This window comes from Natronomonas gomsonensis (assembly GCF_013391635.1).
In the GTDB taxonomy this organism is placed as follows: domain Archaea; phylum Halobacteriota; class Halobacteria; order Halobacteriales; family Haloarculaceae; genus Natronomonas; species Natronomonas gomsonensis_A.
In genome coordinates, this window is sequence record NZ_JACAWU010000002.1 from 1,764,229 (window position 1) to 1,780,369 (window position 16,141).

Below are 16,141 nucleotides of genomic sequence, written 5' to 3' on the forward strand. Positions count from 1 at the left end.
GGTTTCAGATATTGCCCCTCTCGACACGATATTACGACACCGGTCCGTTCGTTGAGACACCGCGAGACCCTCGTGGTCTCCGGTGTGTACCGCTCAGGAACGAACCGAACGGCTGGCATCCGACGGTTTTCCGTGGTCGGCCCCCTCCGGGCCGAAACCGCTTTTTTACGCGTGAGACGGCCGTCCAGTTCAGTTCTGAGTCGCGTAAGCGAGAGCGTAATTCCTCAAAGACGGACGACACAGTCAGTTCGAAAAAACAGCGTCGCGTGAATCCGAAATGCAGTCCGCCCGACGGCGTTCAGTCCTCCAGTGCGGGTGGGTCACCCTCGCGGACGACCGACCGGACCGAACTGGTGTCGACGGTGCGAACGTCGGGGTCGTCGTGCAGATCGTGCAGTTGGGCGGCCAGCGCCGCATCGTCTTCGAACTTTCCGACGGCGAAGACGGTGGAGGGACCGCTCATCTGATAGACGGTGACGAACTCGGGACGTTCCCGGAGCCGTGCCGTCACGTCGTCTATCGCGTCGAGGTCGACCGCCAGTCGGATGATGGCCGTCCGGTAGCCAAGGCGGTCGTAGTCGACGCGGGCGGTGTAGCCCGTGATGACGCCGTCGTCTTCGAGCGCCCGAAGGCGTTTCTGCACCGTCGTCGCGACCGCGTCGGTGGCTTCCGCGACCGACGGCACGTCGGCGCGGCCGTCCCGAAAGAGGGCGGCGACGACCTGCCTGTCGAGCGACTCGGTCACGTCAGACCGCGCTCGTTCCGACCTCACCGGTACGAATCTGGTAGGCGTTCTCGACCGGCAGGATGAACACCTTGCCGTCGCCCGGTTCACCCGTCTTCGCGGAGTCACGGATGGCCTCTGCCACGTCCTCGGCCGGGATGTCCGCGACGACGCACTCGATTTTCACCTTCTGGTGGAGGTCGACGCTGTACTCCTCGCCGCGCCACTGGCCCTTCTTCGCGGGCTGGGAGCCGCGACCGGAGACGTTCGTAACCGTCAGCGAGGGTGCGCCGATTTCGGCGAGTCCCTGCTTGACATCGGAGAGCTTGTCGGGGCGGATGAAGCCCATGACCATCCTGATGCCGCCGTCGTTGGCGATACCGCCGTCGGGGCGGACGATGCCGTCCTCCTCGACGAACCCGCCGTCGGTCGCGGCCGGACCGGTGGAGCCGCTACCGAACTCGGGGTAGGTGTTCGTCCCGTGCTCGGAGATGTCGAGTCCCTCACGCTCGTGGTCGGGGCTGACGCGGGCTTGTCCGACGGCCTTGAACGCACCCCAGACGAGTGCGGTCGCGAGGACCGTCCACGCCGTGATGATGGCCGTTCCCAGAATCTGGGGGACGAACATCGACGCTTCGACCGAGAGGATACCGCCAGGGACGACGCCGCCGGCGATAGCCGTACCGCCGGTCGACCACAGCGGGAAGAGGATGACACCAAGCGCGCCGGCACTCCCGTGGACCGGGAAGACGGCACACACGTCATCGATCTGCAGGCGCTTTTCGACGAATTCGAAGACGATGGGGAGCTGTGCGCCGGCCAGCAGGCCGAGCATGAGTCCGCCCATCGGCGTGAGCACGTCCGCGGTACCCGTCACGCCGACGAGCCCCGCGAGCATGCCGTTTGCGACGTACAGCGTGTCGACTTTGCCGGTCTTCGCGAGTGCGACGGCGCCGGCACCGAGTGCGCCCATCGCCATGCCGAGTGTGGTGTTCAGCGCGACGCGGCCGACGATCTCCCAGCCGGCACCGAGGACGAGTTCGCCGCCCTCGACGGCGAAGACGTTGACGGAGGTGCCGACGTTGAAGCCGTACCAGCCGAACGCGAGGATGAGCGTCCCGAGTACGGCAAAAGTCATCGAGTGACCGGGGATGACGTTGACGCTGCCGTCCTCGTTGAACCGCCCCATGCGCGAACCGAGCATGTAGGCGGCCGTCAGGCCGGCGATACCGCCGACGCCGTGGACGATCATGCCGCCCGCGAAGTCGTGGAAGCCGAGGGAGGCGATGAAGCCGCCACCCCACGTCAACCCGGTGACGACGGGGTAGATGACCGCCGCAACGAGGAACGTGTAGGTGACGTACGCACGCAGCTTCGCGCGGCCGGCGACGGCCCCGGAGACGATGGTCGCCATCGTCATCGCGAAGACGGCGCCGAACAGCCAGCTCACCCAGCCGAAGTTGCCGGCACCGAACTGGCTCAACGGACCGTAGCTACCGCCGGAGCCGGTCAACACTCCGACGATTCCGGAGATGCCCGCACCGATGAGGAAGAACACGACGACACCGACACTCCAGGTGAGCATGTTCTTCGTCAGCTGGTTTGCGACGTTCTTCGAACGTACCTGTCCGGCCTCCAGCATCGCGAAGCCCGCGTGCATGAAGAAGATGAGGAACGTCACCACGAGAATCCACAGCCAGTTGACCCCCTCGGCGACGACGCTCGGGTCGACCTGCAACGCAGTCAGTTCCATCATGCTTCGACCTCCGTACTACTCCCGTATTTCTGTGAAAGTTCGTCCATGTTTTCTCTGATTTGCACCATGTTTGTCTTCCAACTCACGGGAGAACCTCATGGAACAGCCCTACATAAATGTTGGAGTTGAAATTGAAAATTTTTGCATACCCTTAGTGGACGGTCGTCAGCAATGGGGTAGGATAATAGCTGTATAAGGTCGGCTCGCGTCAAGAGTTCAGGGAAGAATATTCTCGTTTTCTGGACGAATGTCAATCGCAACACTTGCCAATTGGCCGTATTTCACTCTGCTCGCGGGAGCGCGCGGCGACCCTCCGGAACGCGTTCTGGTGTGGACGAAGACGGGAGAACACCAGCCGCAAGAGAACGAACTCGGCGCCGGCTCAGAGTCGCTCGGCGATATCTTCGGCGAAGTACGTCAGGATGAGGTCCGCTCCGGCCCGCTTTATCGACAGCAGTGATTCGTAGGCGACCTCCTCCAAGGAGAGCCACCCCTTCTCGCTTGCGGCGTGCAACATTGCGTACTCCCCGGAGACGTTGTACGCCGCCACCGGGTGGTCGAACTCCCGGCGGATGTCGGCGACGATGTCGAGATACGGCAGCGCTGGCTTGACCATCAACACGTCGGCGCCCTGTTCGACGTCGAGTCGGACCTCCCGCATCGCCTCGCGGGCGTTCGCCGGGTCCATCTGGTAGTGTCTTCGGTCGCCGAAGGCGGGCGCGCCGTCGGCGGCGTCCCGGAACGGCCCGTAGAACGCCGACTCGTACTTCGCGGCGTAGCTCATCACCGGCAGGTTCTCGTGGCCCGCCGCGTCGAGGGCCCCGCGAATAGCACCGACCATCCCGTCTATCATCCCCGAAGGTGCGACCATGTCCGCGCCCGCGTCCGCGTGCGAGACGGCGATGCGTTGGAGCAACTCCAAGGTCTCGTCGTTTTCGACCGTCAAACACGGTTCCTCGGACGCTCCGTCTTCGAGAATGCCGCAGTGGCCGTGGTCGGTGTACTCACACAGACACACGTCGGTGATGACGTAGCAGTCCGTCTCCTCGGTGATTCGCCGGACCGCCCGCTGGACGACGCCGTCGTCGGCCCACGCTCGCGAGCCCTCGCTATCCTTCGATTCGGGGATGCCGAACACCATCACCGCCCCGACACCTGTCTCCTGTATCTCCCGGACGCGGGCGACGCTCTCGGAGACGGGCACCCGCTCGTGGCCGGGCATCGACTCGATTTCGACGCGCTCGTCGGTCGTCGCGTCGACGAACACCGGGGCGATGAGATCCGACGGTCGGACGTCCGTCTCGCCGACGAGCGGACGGATGCCGTCGGTCCGGAGCCGTCTCGGCCGGTCCGTGAGGTTCATACCCGACGTTCCGCACCGTGCCATAAAATGTCCGTCGCTCCCCACGCGACGACACAACGCCTATATATCGCCTCTCCCGACGAAGGAACATGTCGCTCGGCAGATCGTCCGCCGTCGACCGCGTTCGAAGCTTTCTCGAACGTTACGCAGTCCACCTCGCCGGCGGCTTGACGCTCGTCTGTGCGGCCGCCGGGGTGTATCTCCTCGTCTTCGCGGACCCGGAAGTCGCCGCCCAACTGCTCGAGGACTATGGGCTTGCGGCGCTGTTTTTCATCCTCGTGTTGGAGGGGGCGATGCTGCTGTACTTCGCGCCGAGCGAGGCGCTCGTCCCAGCCGGCATCGCGCTTCTGACGGCCGGTACCGAGGACTACCTCGGCATCGCGACAGTCATCGGCGTCGCCGTCGTCGGCGCGACCATCGGCCAGTTCGTCCTGTTCACCGTCGCCAAGCGCGCCGGTCGGGAGTACCTGCTCGAACAGTCGTGGTTCCGTATCAGCGAGGACTCGCTCGCCCGCTTCGATGGCTGGTTCGACCGCTGGGGGCCGCTCGCAGTCCCGATTTCTAACGCACTGTTGTTCACGCGAGGGATGTTGACGGTGCCGGCCGGCGTCGCGGATATGAGTGACCGCCATTTCATCGCGCTGTCGGCACTCGGGACGTTGCTGTTCCAATCGTGGCTGGCCGGGCTGTTCCTGCTTCTCGGGGTTCGACTCGGCGTGCTGTGAGGCTCGTGTCGAAAGTAGAGACGCGGGCGCGAGGCTGAAAGGGCGTCGAGAACGGGGTGGGTTCGGCCGCTATCGCTCCTCGAGCGACGGCACCGAGCGGTCGTCGGGGCCGACGTAGCGGGCGCGCGGTCGGATGAGGCGGTTGTCCTCGTACTGTTCGAGGACGTGGGCAATCCAGCCGCCCACGCGGCTCATCGCGAAGATGGGCGTGTAGATGTCGACCGGGATACCCATCTGGTAGTACGTCGACGCCGAATAGAAGTCGACGTTGGGGGCCAGGCCCTTCTCGTCGGTGAGGAAGTCCTCGACGGCGACGGAGTAGTCGTACCACTTCATGTCGCCGGCCTCGCCGAGCGCTTTGGACTTCTTCGAGAGAATCTTCGCGCGGGGGTCCTTGACGTTGTAGACGCGGTGGCCGAAGCCGGGGACGCGTCGACCTTCCTCGATTGCGTCCTGAACCCACTGGAGGGGGTCCTTGTCGGAGGCATCGACCTCCTTGAGCATCTCCATGACGTCCTGATTGGCGCCGCCGTGGAGGCTCCCCGAGAGGGTGCCGACCGCGGAGGTAATCGCCGAGTGGAGGTCGGCGAGCGTCGATGCCGTCACCGTCGCCGAGAACGTCGAGGCGTTCAGGCCGTGGTCGGCGTGCAGCACCAGCGCCATATCGAAGGTGTCGGCGAGTACGTCGTCCGGTTCCTCGCCGTTGAGCATGTAGAGGAAGTTCGCCGCGTGGTCTAAGTCCTCCCGTGGGTCGACGGGGTCGTTGCCGTCGCGGATGCGGGCGAACGCCGCCAGCGCGGTCGGAATCTTCGCCGTGATGCGGCGACCCTTCCGGAGGTTTGCGGCCTCGTCGGTCGGGTCGGCGTCGGCGTCGGGGTCGTACGCCGACAACTCCGAGACGATAGTGCGGAGTGCGGCCATCGGCTCCTCGTCGGCTTCGGCGAGGTCGCGGACGAGCCGCTGGACGCCGTCGTCGATGTGGCGCTCCTCGGCCATCGCCGCCTTGAACTCCGAGAGTTCATCGCGGTTCGGCAGTTCGCCGTGCCACAGCATGTAGACGACCTCCTCGAAGCTCGCGTTCTCGGCGAGGTCGTCGATTGTGTAGCCACGGTAGACGAGTTTGCCCTCGTCGCCGTCGATGTAACTCAACGACGATTCGGCGACCAGGACACCCTCCAGCCCTTTCTTGAGCTCCTCGGTCATACGCTACCGGTTTCCATGCCCGGGAGAAAAGGGTTACCGTTCACGGCAGGCGTGTGAGTACTTATTCGTCCGGAAACCCGCCGCTTTCTTCGGGCGTCTTCTCACGCACGACGGTGGCGACGGCACCGCCGACTGCGCCGACCGCTCCGAGCAGGACGGGCAGGTACAGCGCCGTCGACCGCACCGCCGCCGGGTCGCCGGTCGCGGCAGCGACGACGACGAGCGTACTCATCGCTGCGGCGACGCCGGCGAAGAACCCGTGTGACGGCGCGGCGCCCCGAAGCCCGAGGCCGAACCCGACCAGCAGGCCGCCGACCACGACCGCACCCGCGTACGCCGGCGCGACGAGACTCGAATCGAAAGCGACCGTCGCCGCGACGAGTCGGTCGGGCGTTCCGAGACACGGCCCACCGGCGGGACAGCCAACCGCCGGTGCGGCGACGGCGGCGGTGTAGGCCACCGCACCGACCGCCGCATCGAGCGGCCGCCACGCGTGTTCCAGCGACAGCGCCGCGACGAGTTTTATCCCGAGACCGCCGACGAACAGGACGACGAACCCACCGGTCAACAGTGCGACAGTGAGTCGGAACCCAGCGCTCGGAACGTCGACGGCTAGCGTCGCGACGACGGGGACGACGACCCACCCGAGCAACCCGAGGAGGGCCGCGACCGTCGTCGGCGACCGACCACCGGGTTCGATGCCGTTGACCGACAGCGTCCGGCGGTAGGCCGCCCGGCCGACGAGGACGACGGCGACGAGACAGACGACCGCGAAGGCGAGGACGAACGACAGCGACGCCCAGTACAGCAGCGACTCGTCGGTACCCGGCAGGTAGGCGAACAGGAGGAACACCACGGCGGCAAAGCCGATGCCAGCGACGGCGGCAGTGCGGACGTGACGGCGGACCTCCAGTTCGGCGACGAGGGCGGCGACGCCGGGACGGTCGGGTCGGTCGGCGGAGTCGGCGGACACACCCGAACTAGCGGCGGGAGCCACATAAGCCGTACAGATTCCGACTGACGCGAGCGTCTCCTCGGATAGACGGAAAACCCGGCGGGTATCAGTAAGCCTAAGAACGAACGGGTGAGCAGTGATAATAATGACTACCCTCGGTACGGCGAACGCCGCCCCCGGCGAGATGGACACGGGGCGGCTGTCGGTCGGCGAGGCGCGTGACGGCTCCGAGGTCGGCCTCCCGGTCGCGGTCCTAAACGGCGCTCGCGACGGGAAGACGCTCTACATACAGGCCGTCTCCGACGGCGACGAACTCAACGGACTGGGCGTCCTACAGCGACTCGTTCCACAACTCGAACCGGCGGACATCGCCGGCGAGATACGCATCGTCGGCATCGTCAACCACTACGGCTTCCAGGTCGCCGAACACCGCAACCCCATCGACGACACGAAACTCAACCGCACCTACCCCGGCGACGCCACCGGCACCTCCTCGGAGCGCATCGCTGCAGCGACCTTCGAGGCCGCGAGCGACGCCGACCTCATCCTCGACCTCCATCAGGGGTCGACCTCCCGGATGTTGAACGAGACGCGCGTCCGCTGTGGCTCCCGCCACCGCTTGCACCGGGACTGTCTCGAACTCGCGAAGGTGTTCGACTGCGGCTACATCTTAGACCAGAAGGGTCCCGACGGACAGTTGGCCCGTGCCGCACCGGACGAGGGCATTCCCACGATAGACCCCGAACTCGGCGGCGCGGTCGGCTGGGACGACGAGTCCATCCAGAAGGGCGTCAAGGGCGTGTTCAACGTCCTGCATCACTACGGTTTCCTCGCGGGAAGCGTCGAATCCCGGCCGCAAACGCGAGCCACCGGCTTCGAACAATACGGCTCCCCCGCCGGCGGCCTCACGAAGTTCGCCGTCGACCTCGGCGACGAAGTATCCCGCGGCGACACGCTGTTCGAGGTGACTGACCCCTTCGGAACCGTCAAAGCCGAAGTGACCGCCGACTCGGAGGGCATCTTCTGGCGGCGACGGCGCCTCCCGCAGGTCGCCACCGGCGAGTACGTCTGCTCGGTCGGCACCGACATCGACCGGTTCTAACGCCACGAACGGTCCTGTTCCGGTCCGACCCGTTCGCACCCACCGAAACCGACACGGCGACTGCGGCCGACCGTCCGATATGAGCCTTCGTTGTCCGGCCTGTGGCGAGAACTACGCCGACCGCTGGCGCTGTCGCTGTGGGACGCCGCTTGAGTTCACCGACCAGCCGCTGCCGCCGACCGAAACGCCCGAAGACGCCGCTATCGACCCACGGGATGGACTGTGGACATTCGAATCGTTCCTGCCAGTGGGCGCCGACCCGTCCGACCGCGTGACGTTGGGGGAGGGGTACACCCCGATGGTCGACGCTCCGGAGTGGGACGCGACGTTCAAACTGGAGTACGTCTTCCCCACCGGGTCGTTCAAGGACCGCGGGGCGACGGCGACGCTCACGCGCGCGAAGGAGATCGGCGCCGACCGCATCGTCGAGGACTCCTCGGGCAACGCCGGTGCGGCCATCGCGACCTACGCCGCCCGCGCCGGCATCGACGCCGAAATCTACGTGCCCGCGGGCGTCAAGGAGTCGAAGGTGAAAGCGATTCGCCGCGCCGGCGCCGACGTGGTGCGCGTCGAGGGGACACGAGAGGACGTGACCGACGCCTGCATCGACGCCGTGACCGACGGCGAGGCGTGGTACGCCAGCCACGCGTGGAATCCGGCTTTCTTCGCCGGCACGGCGACGATGGCCTACGAAATCGCACACCAGCGCGATTGGTCGGTCCCCGACGCCGTCGTGATGCCGCTCGGTCACGGCACGATGTTCCTCGGTGCCTATCGCGGCTTCCGGGCGCTACGGGACGCCGGGTGGACCGACCAAGTGCCGAAACTCCTCGGCGCACAGGCCGCCGGCTACGCCCCCATCGCCGCCGAACTCCACGGGGAGGACGCTGTGGTTGGAGACAACACCGTCGCCGACGGGATTCAGATTCGACAGCCGGTGCAGAAAGCGTCCATCCTCGACGCCATCGAGGCGACCGACGGCGACGCGATTGCACTGTCGAAGGACGCCGTCGCCTCGGAACTGAAGCGCCTCCATCGTGCCGGATTCTACACCGAGCCGACGTGTGCAGTCGCACCCGCCGCAGCAGAGGTGTACCGGAATCGGGGCGTCATCGGGCCGGACGACGACGTCGTCGTCCCGCTCTCGGGTAGCGGGCTGAAGGGGTAGCTCAGAAACCGAGCGTGCGTTTGATGCGGCCGAAGAGGCCGCTTCGTTCGTCGGCACTCGGTGCCGACTCGGTCGGTCCGTCGGGGCTGTCGGGACTGTCGGCCTCGACGGCCGTCCCGCCAGCGCGTTCGCAGTACGGACACGCCTCGAGGTCGTCGTAGTGAGGGAGGCCGCACGCCTGACAGGTCGTCCGTGTTCGCTCGGTCGTCTCCGGAGCCTCGAAGACGAAGCCGCCGGCGTCGGCGTCTGCATCGGCGGTCGACCCATCGGTGTCACAGTACGGACAGGCCCCTGAATCGGCGTAGAACGGGAGGTTACACGTTTCACAGACGGTGCGACGGCGGCCCGCTGAATGACTCGCCATACCGAGACGTGTCGATACGCGCTAATAAAGAGTGAGGAACGTTCACACGAGCCACACTACGATTCCGGATGCGTCGGCGCGTCGAACCCACCTCTCACGAGGGGTTTGGCGATGTGCCGACGCGCTCGCGGTGGGACCTCGTACCACCCGACCGATAGTTCGCGGTCGAGTCGGCGCTCGACCTTCCCGTCGGCAGCCGTCCCGCAGTCCCGACAGCGGTACCCTTGTCCCCGGCCCGCCGACTCCATCGACCGGCCGCACGCCGAACACGTCGGTGTCACGAGTTCCGTACGGTCGAGGTCCCGAACCGCGAACTTCTCCAGTTTCAGGGTCCCGTCTTTCAGTTCCCCACAGACGGTGAGTTCGTCGCCGGGGCGGAGTGCCCGGATGTGGTCGCGGAACCGCTTGGTCGGTTCGAAGGCCGCACAGCGTAGTTCCGCCTCGGCGTCGCCGACCCGGAAGAAGACGTGGCCGCCTTGCCGCGTCTCCGGGGCCGTCCGGACCGTCGCGTCGAGTCGGTACGACCGGCCCTCGCGTGCAGTCGAAACGGTCCCCTCCCGGAGGTGGCCGTCGGTCCCCTGATTCGTCACGAACGTCCGTTCGCGGTCGATAGGTTCGCTTCGGATACGGTCGGCGACTGCACGGCAGGCCACCGCATCGTCGCCGCGGATGCCGTACAGGACCGGCCCCGGCGTCCGGGGCACACAGACGACCTCGCCGCTTTCCCGGTCGACGGTGTCCCACACTGTCGGATAGTACTCGTCGGCGGCCTCGAACACCGACTCGGCGTCGACATCGCGGTCGGTCCCCCACCGCCGGCGCTCGCGGTAGGTGATGTGTTCGTAGGTCCACTCATCGAAGGCGCGCCAGGCGCCGACGGCCGCGAGCGCGCCGATGACGCCGCGGCCGTTCTTCCAGCGGCGAACCCGAAAGCCCGCCTCCTCGGCGAGTTTTACTGCGTCCGCGCGGTCGTGGTGGTCGCAAACGGCCTCCCGAGCGAAGGCCGCGACCGACTCGGGAACGGCTTCGGGGGCACCCGCAGCAACGACGATTCCGGGGTTGGTTCGGTCGTCGTCGGTTTCGGCCGCGCCGTCGACGACGCTCGCCGCCACCTCGAAGGCGGTGTCGACCGACGCGTCGGTGTGGACGGCGAGCGCCGCGTTCCCGCGCGTTTTGTGTTCGACCGCCGGGTTACACCGAACGAGTAAGACTCGCTCGACGGCCGCCCCGACGTCGGTCAACCGTCGAGCGACGGTGTCGGCGGCGTAGGTCGTACACATCCCCCGCTCGCGGGAGTCGGTGTCGTCCAACCCGATGACTGTCACGCCCCGGGGTAGGACACCACCGCCTAACGGGGTTTCGGTCGGCGTTCCGATGCCGTGTCACTTGCTGTCCCAACCGCCAGATAGCGGCAGTATCGCTGGGGAAAACGATTTAACTGGCGAATGGCTTATGTACCACTATGTCACGGTCCGCACTGGTTGGTAACATCACCGCGATGCTCGAGGACGCAGGCTTCACGGTGAGCGACCGGTGTGCAATCCGTCCCAAGAGTTTCGACATCGCCGCACGGCGCGGCGACGACGTGTTGCTGTTGAAACTGCTCGCCAACATCGACGCCTTCGATGGCTACACCGGCGCGGAGATGCGCCGCCTCGGCGAGTACCTCGATGCGACGCCGCTGGTCATCGGGTTGCGAACCCGAAACGAGGAGCTCAAACCCGGCGTCATCTACTTCCGCCACGGCGTGCCCGTGTTCTCGCCGGACACCGCGATGGATCTGTTCATCGAGGAGGTGCCGCCGCTCATCTACGCCGCACCCGGCGGCCTGTACGTCAACATCGACGGCGAGTTGCTCTCGGAGGTCCGCTCCGAGGAGGAGATGTCGCTCGGTAAACTCGCCAACGAACTCGGCGTCTCCCGGCGCACCGTCTCGAAGTACGAGGACGGCATGAGCGCGAGCGTCGAAGTCGCGGCGGAACTGGAGGAGATATTCGACCGCCCGCTCGCGAACCCCGTCGAGGTGCTCGAGGGCGCCGAGGAGGTCCGCGACGAGATGGACGACCCCGGCGAACCCGAGGCCGACCCCGACGACGCACACCTCATCACCGTCCTCACCCGCGTCGGGTTCGATGTCCACCCGACTATGCGGGCGCCGTTCAAGGCCGTCAGCGAAGACGAGGCCCGCGAGCGGAAGATGCTCACCGGTCACTCCGACTTCAACCGGACCGCCGAGAAGCGTGCCCGCATCATGTCGTCGGTCGGTGAAGTGACCCGGACCCGGTCGGTGTACGTCGTCGACCGCGCCCGCCAAGAGTCCGTCGACGGGACCGCCCTCATCGAACGCGAGGAAATCGAGCGCATCGACGACCCCGAGGAACTGGAGGACATCATCCGCGAGCGCGCCGGCCTCGAAGAACCGGCCTGAACGGTCCTTTTTATCGTCGTAGCCCCGCCACAGCCGCTGCGCCGTCGGTCACTGCTCGTTGAGCGGGCCGAGTCGACTGTCGACCGGTGAGTGATGTGTCCAGCGACTCGCAACCGAATCCGATTTCGTATATCGAATAGCAGTTTATTGGCGGAGAACCACGATGTCGACCCAGCGCACGAAATCGCGTCCGGAGAAGCCGAAGGGCGTTTCAACCGCCGCGACGGAGGTTCGGGTATGACTGAGACGATTCGGCTGGCGACACGGGGGTCGGACCTCGCGTTGCGACAGGCCCAGGCGGTGGCCCAGCGCCTGCAGAACCGCAAACGCGACGTGGAGTTGGTCGAGGTATCGACGACGGGTGACGAACTGCGCGACGAGTTGATTCACCGGCTCGGCAAGACTGGGGCGTTCGTCCGCAGCCTCGACGAGAAGGTCATCGACGGTGAGGTGGACGCCGCCGTACACTCGATGAAGGATATGCCGACGGAGTTCCCCGAGGAGTTGGTCGTCGCGGGCGTTCCCGACCGGGCCTCGCCCGTCGACCTCCTGTTGACGTCCGACGGGGCGACCCTCGAGGACCTGCCGAGCGGCGCGACGGTCGGCACCTCGAGTTTGCGGCGAAAGGCCCAGCTGTTGGCCGAACGTCCGGACCTCGACGTACAGCCGCTTCGCGGTAACGTCGACACCCGAGTTCAGAAATTGCTCGCACCGGAGCTACAGGCCGAACACGAACGCCGGATGGACGCCGAAACCGAGGAGTCGGACACCTCCTACGACCGCACCGCAGAGGAGTGGTTCGACGACCTCACGGAGTTCGAACGGCAGGCGCTCGGCCGGGAGGTCGAGACGCGATTCGACGCCATCGTTCTCGCGGAGGCCGGCCTCGAACGCAGCGACTTGCTCGATTCCGTCGACCACGAACGCCTCGGAGCGTCGTTCGTTCCGGCGCCGGGACAGGGCGCGCTAGCGGTCACCGCCCGCGACGGCGAGATTGCGCAGACGATTAACCACGAACTCGACCACCCACGGACGCGCGTCGAGACCACCGTCGAGCGGACGATTCTGGGAACGCTGGGCGGCGGTTGTGTCGCTCCGGTTGGGATTCACGCCGTCATCCAAGGGGAGTACGTCCACGCGAAGGTACGGGTGCTCTCACAGGACGGCACCGAGGAGATATCGGCTACGCGCGATTTGCCGGTCGAGACCCACCCGGAGGCCGCCCGGGCGTTCGCCGAGGCGTTGGCCGAGGAGGGCGCGTCCGACCTCATCGAACGCGCCCGGAGGGAGACGTGACCGGGAAAGTGTACCTCGTCGGGAGCGGTCCCGGCGACCCCGAACTCCTGACGGTGAAAGCTCGACGGCTCATCGACGAGGCGGACGTGGTGCTTCACGACAAACTCCCCGGCCCCGAGATTCTGTCCTCGATTCCGGCGGAGAAACGCGAGGACGTGGGCAAACGCGCAGGCGGCGAGTGGACGCCACAGGAGTACACGAACAAGCGATTGGTCGAACTCGCCGAGGAGGGAAAGACCGTCGTCCGCCTCAAGGGCGGTGACCCCTTCGTCTTCGGCCGCGGCGGCGAGGAAGCCGAACATCTGGCCAAAAACGAGATTCCATTCGAGTACGTCCCCGGGGTGACGAGCGCCATCGCCGGGGCCGGCGTCGCCGGCATCCCCGTGACCCACCGCGAACACACGTCCTCGGTGTCGTTCGTCACCGGCCACGAAGACCCGACGAAAGACGAGTCCGCAATCGACTGGACCGCGCTGGCAGAGACCGGCGGGACGCTCGTCGTCCTGATGGGCGTCGGGAAACTCCCGCTGTACACCGACGAACTGCTGGCGGCCGGTATGGACCCGGAGACGCCGGTCGCGCTGGTCGAGCGGGCGACGTGGCCCGACCAGCGAGTCGCCGTCGGCACACTGGAGACCATCGTCGACGTTCGCGACGATGCCGGCATCGAACCGCCGGCGATTACCGTCATCGGCGGCGTCGCGGCGACGAGAGAGCGCGTACTGGCGTTTCTAGAGAACGAACCCGACTCGGGAGACGAGACTAAATAAACCACATGCCACGATATCAAATGCGAGCTGACGGAACTGCTGGAGGCCGAGTGAGCCATGTCTGAGACGGTCGCGTTCTTCCGACCAGACGACGAACGAGCGGCCGAGGCGGCCGAAATCGTCCGTTCGCTCGGCGGAGAGCCGCTTTCGGACCCGATGTTGACCGTCGAACCGACCGGCGAGACGCCGCGGGAGGACGCAGCACTTACCGTGCTGACGAGCAAGACCGGCGTCGAGCTAGCCGCCGACGCTGGCTGGGAACCGGGCGGCGAAATCGTCGCCATCGGCTCTGGTACCGCTGAAGCGCTGGAGCGGGCCGGATACAACGTCGACCGTATTCCCGAGGAGTACTCCTCGTCGGGCCTCGTCGAGGAGTTGCGCGCCGACGCCCCCGGCGCCCGAATCGAGGTCGCCCGCTCGGACCACGGGTCCCCGGTACTCACCGACGGCCTCGAAGCCGCGGGCGCGTACGTCCACGAGACGGTGTTGTACCGTCTCCGTCGGCCACCGGAAGCCGGCGCCTCGGCGGTCGCCGCCGCCGAGGGCCGACTCGACGGCGCCTGTTTCACCTCCTCGCTCACGGTGGAGCACTTCCTTGAATCTGCAGACGAGCGAGGACTTCGAGACGAGGCTATCGAGGGACTGAACGACGCCGTCGTCGGCGCCATCGGCGAGCCGACCCGCGAAACGGCCGAGAACGCGGGGATTTCCGTCGATGTCGTCCCGAGTGTCGCCGAATTCGAGGCGCTGGCGGAGGCGGTCCTCACACGGGTCGGTCCGGAGGTTTAAACCCGAGAGCGCAGTACGAACCCGTAGATGGCTGCCGCCCCCGTCCCGGAGTTAGCGACCACCGCCACGGCGTGTGCAGAGCGCCTGCTCGCCGCCGACCGCGTGCTGTTGGCCTCCCACATCGACGCCGACGGACTGACCAGCGCCGGCGTCGCGTCGACGGCGCTCGAACGCGCGTCGATTCCCTTCGAGACGGTGTTCGAAAAGCAACTCGACGCCGAGTCGATAGCCGGCATCGCCGAACGCGAGTACGACACCGTGTTGTTCACCGACTTCGGCAGCGGCCAACTCGACGTCATCGCCGAACACGAGTCCGCGGGCGATTTTACACCGGTCATCGCCGACCACCACCAGCCCGCCGACGTCGACACTGAGTACCACCTCAACCCGCTGTTGGAGGGTATCAATGGCGCTTCGGAGATGTCCGGGGCCGGCGCGGCGTACGTCCTCGCGCGCGCACTCGCAGCCGAGTGCGACGGCGCCGGTGATAATCGCGACCTCGCGGCACTGGCGGTCGTCGGCGCCGTCGGGGACATGCAGGCCAAAAGCGGTGCACTCCACGGCGCCAACGCCGCCATCGTCGCCGACGGCGTCGAGGCGGGCGTTCTCGAGGAGACGAAGGACCTCGCCGTCTACGGGAAACAGACCCGTCCGCTGCCGAAACTGCTCGAATACGCCTCCGACGTTCGAATTCCGGGCATCACGAACGACGAACGCGGCACCGTCTCGTTTCTCTCCGACCTCGACGTGACGTGCCGCGAGGAAGGCAACTGGAAGCGGTGGGTCGACCTCACCGACGACGAACGCCAGTCGGTCGCCAGCGCACTCGTCCAACACGCCGTCAAGCGCGGCGTTCCCGCCTTCAAAATCGACCGCCTCGTCGGAACGACCTACATCCTTCGGGAGGAGGCCGTCGGGACGGAACTCCGGGACGCAAGTGAGTTCTCGACGCTGCTCAACGCCACCGCGCGGTACGAACGCGCCGACGTAGGGTTGGCGGTGTGTCTCGGCGACCGCGGCGAGGCCCTCGAACGTGCTCGAGAGCTCCTGCGAAACCACCGCCGGAACCTCTCGGAGGGCATCGAGTGGGTCGAACAGCGGGGCGTCGAGCAGGAAGACCACCTCCAGTGGTTCGACGCCGGCGACGAGATTCGCGAGACCATCGTCGGTATCATCGCTGGGATGTCGATGGGCGCCGACGGCGTCTCTCGGAACCGACCCATCGTCGCCTTCGCCCGCAAGAACGACGAGGAGACGAAGGTCTCCGGCCGTGGAACCGGGGCGCTCGTAAGCGAGGGGCTTGACCTCTCGGTCGTGATGAAAGAGGCCAGTCAGAACGCGGGCGGCGACGGCGGGGGCCACGACGTGGCCGCCGGGGCGACGATTCCAGCCGGCACCGAGGAGATCTTCATCGAACACGCCGACCGCATCGTCGGCGAGCAGTTGGGGTGACCGACTCGCCGAGAGTCAGAGGATATTTCAATTTACTGGGAATAGC

The 16,141-nt window shown here is 66.4% G+C and carries 15 protein-coding genes; 8 read left to right on the forward strand and 7 right to left on the reverse strand.

Annotated elements, in window-relative coordinates; all coding sequences use genetic code 11:
- Positions 1 to 298 precede the first annotated feature (298 nt).
- From HWX69_RS18415 to hemB, 3 genes are all read right to left on the reverse strand, one after another.
- Complete coding sequence (locus tag HWX69_RS18415) at positions 299 to 745, reverse strand: Lrp/AsnC ligand binding domain-containing protein (RefSeq protein WP_178915072.1); 447 nt, start codon at positions 743 to 745, stop codon at positions 299 to 301.
- 1 nt (position 746) lies between these two features.
- A complete protein-coding gene (locus HWX69_RS18340; RefSeq protein WP_178915073.1) occupies positions 747 to 2,480 on the reverse strand; it encodes an ammonium transporter in 1,734 nt (577 codons plus the stop codon).
- Positions 2,481 to 2,862: 382 nt separating this feature from the next.
- Positions 2,863 to 3,843, reverse strand: a complete 981-nt coding sequence (hemB, locus tag HWX69_RS17760) for a porphobilinogen synthase (protein ID WP_178915074.1) — start codon at positions 3,841 to 3,843, stop codon at positions 2,863 to 2,865.
- Between the two features lie 89 nt (positions 3,844 to 3,932).
- On the opposite strand from hemB, the gene HWX69_RS17765 reads away from it, so the two are divergent.
- On the forward strand, positions 3,933 to 4,568 hold the full coding sequence (locus HWX69_RS17765) for a DedA family protein (RefSeq protein WP_178915075.1): 636 nt from the start codon (positions 3,933 to 3,935) through the stop codon (positions 4,566 to 4,568).
- Between the two features lie 69 nt (positions 4,569 to 4,637).
- Here the strand turns inward: HWX69_RS17765 and citZ are convergent, their stop codons facing one another.
- Both citZ and HWX69_RS17775 read right to left on the reverse strand, forming a co-directional pair.
- Positions 4,638 to 5,771, reverse strand: a complete 1,134-nt coding sequence (gene citZ, locus HWX69_RS17770) for a citrate synthase (RefSeq protein ID WP_178915076.1) — start codon at positions 5,769 to 5,771, stop codon at positions 4,638 to 4,640.
- Positions 5,772 to 5,832: 61 nt separating this feature from the next.
- Positions 5,833 to 6,744 (reverse strand): DUF7536 family protein, encoded by a 912-nt coding sequence (locus HWX69_RS17775; protein WP_178915077.1) that lies wholly within the window; start codon positions 6,742 to 6,744, stop codon positions 5,833 to 5,835.
- Between the two features lie 127 nt (positions 6,745 to 6,871).
- Between HWX69_RS17775 and HWX69_RS17780 the strand changes: the two genes are divergently transcribed.
- Together HWX69_RS17780 and HWX69_RS17785 are read left to right on the forward strand one after the other, a co-directional pair.
- Positions 6,872 to 7,828 (forward strand): succinylglutamate desuccinylase/aspartoacylase family protein, encoded by a 957-nt coding sequence (locus tag HWX69_RS17780; RefSeq protein ID WP_178915078.1) that lies wholly within the window; start codon positions 6,872 to 6,874, stop codon positions 7,826 to 7,828.
- Between the two features lie 79 nt (positions 7,829 to 7,907).
- Positions 7,908 to 8,996: a pyridoxal-phosphate dependent enzyme gene (locus HWX69_RS17785; RefSeq protein ID WP_178915079.1), complete on the forward strand. Its 1,089-nt coding sequence runs from the start codon at positions 7,908 to 7,910 to the stop codon at positions 8,994 to 8,996.
- 1 nt (position 8,997) lies between these two features.
- Here HWX69_RS17785 and HWX69_RS17790 read toward each other — a convergent pair whose 3' ends face one another.
- Positions 8,998 to 9,360 carry a hypothetical protein gene (locus HWX69_RS17790; protein ID WP_178915080.1) on the reverse strand — a complete coding sequence of 121 codons (363 nt, stop codon included), beginning with the start codon at positions 9,358 to 9,360 and terminating at the stop codon, positions 8,998 to 9,000.
- A gap of 56 nt (positions 9,361 to 9,416) precedes the next feature.
- The gene (locus HWX69_RS17795) at positions 9,417 to 10,685 is read right to left on the reverse strand and encodes a TiaS agmantine-binding domain-containing protein (protein ID WP_178915081.1); all 1,269 of its coding nucleotides are present in this window, start codon (positions 10,683 to 10,685) and stop codon (positions 9,417 to 9,419) included.
- 137 nt (positions 10,686 to 10,822) lie between these two features.
- Between HWX69_RS17795 and HWX69_RS17800 the strand changes: the two genes are divergently transcribed.
- The 5 genes from HWX69_RS17800 to HWX69_RS17820 all read left to right on the forward strand — a co-directional run bounded on the left by HWX69_RS17800 (position 10,823) and on the right by HWX69_RS17820 (position 16,095).
- Positions 10,823 to 11,788, forward strand: a complete 966-nt coding sequence (locus HWX69_RS17800) for a transcriptional regulator (RefSeq protein ID WP_178915082.1) — start codon at positions 10,823 to 10,825, stop codon at positions 11,786 to 11,788.
- Between the two features lie 237 nt (positions 11,789 to 12,025).
- Complete coding sequence (gene hemC, locus HWX69_RS17805) at positions 12,026 to 13,084, forward strand: hydroxymethylbilane synthase (protein ID WP_178915083.1); 1,059 nt, start codon at positions 12,026 to 12,028, stop codon at positions 13,082 to 13,084.
- The gene (gene cobA, locus HWX69_RS17810; protein WP_178915084.1) at positions 13,081 to 13,854 is read left to right on the forward strand and encodes a uroporphyrinogen-III C-methyltransferase; all 774 of its coding nucleotides are present in this window, start codon (positions 13,081 to 13,083) and stop codon (positions 13,852 to 13,854) included. Before hemC ends, cobA begins: the two co-directional genes overlap by 4 nt.
- A 57-nt stretch (positions 13,855 to 13,911) precedes the next feature.
- Complete coding sequence (locus HWX69_RS17815) at positions 13,912 to 14,643, forward strand: uroporphyrinogen-III synthase (protein ID WP_178915085.1); 732 nt, start codon at positions 13,912 to 13,914, stop codon at positions 14,641 to 14,643.
- Between the two features lie 27 nt (positions 14,644 to 14,670).
- Positions 14,671 to 16,095, forward strand: coding sequence for a single-stranded-DNA-specific exonuclease RecJ (locus HWX69_RS17820; protein WP_178915086.1), 1,425 nt, complete (start codon positions 14,671 to 14,673; stop codon positions 16,093 to 16,095).
- Positions 16,096 to 16,141 lie beyond the last annotated feature (46 nt).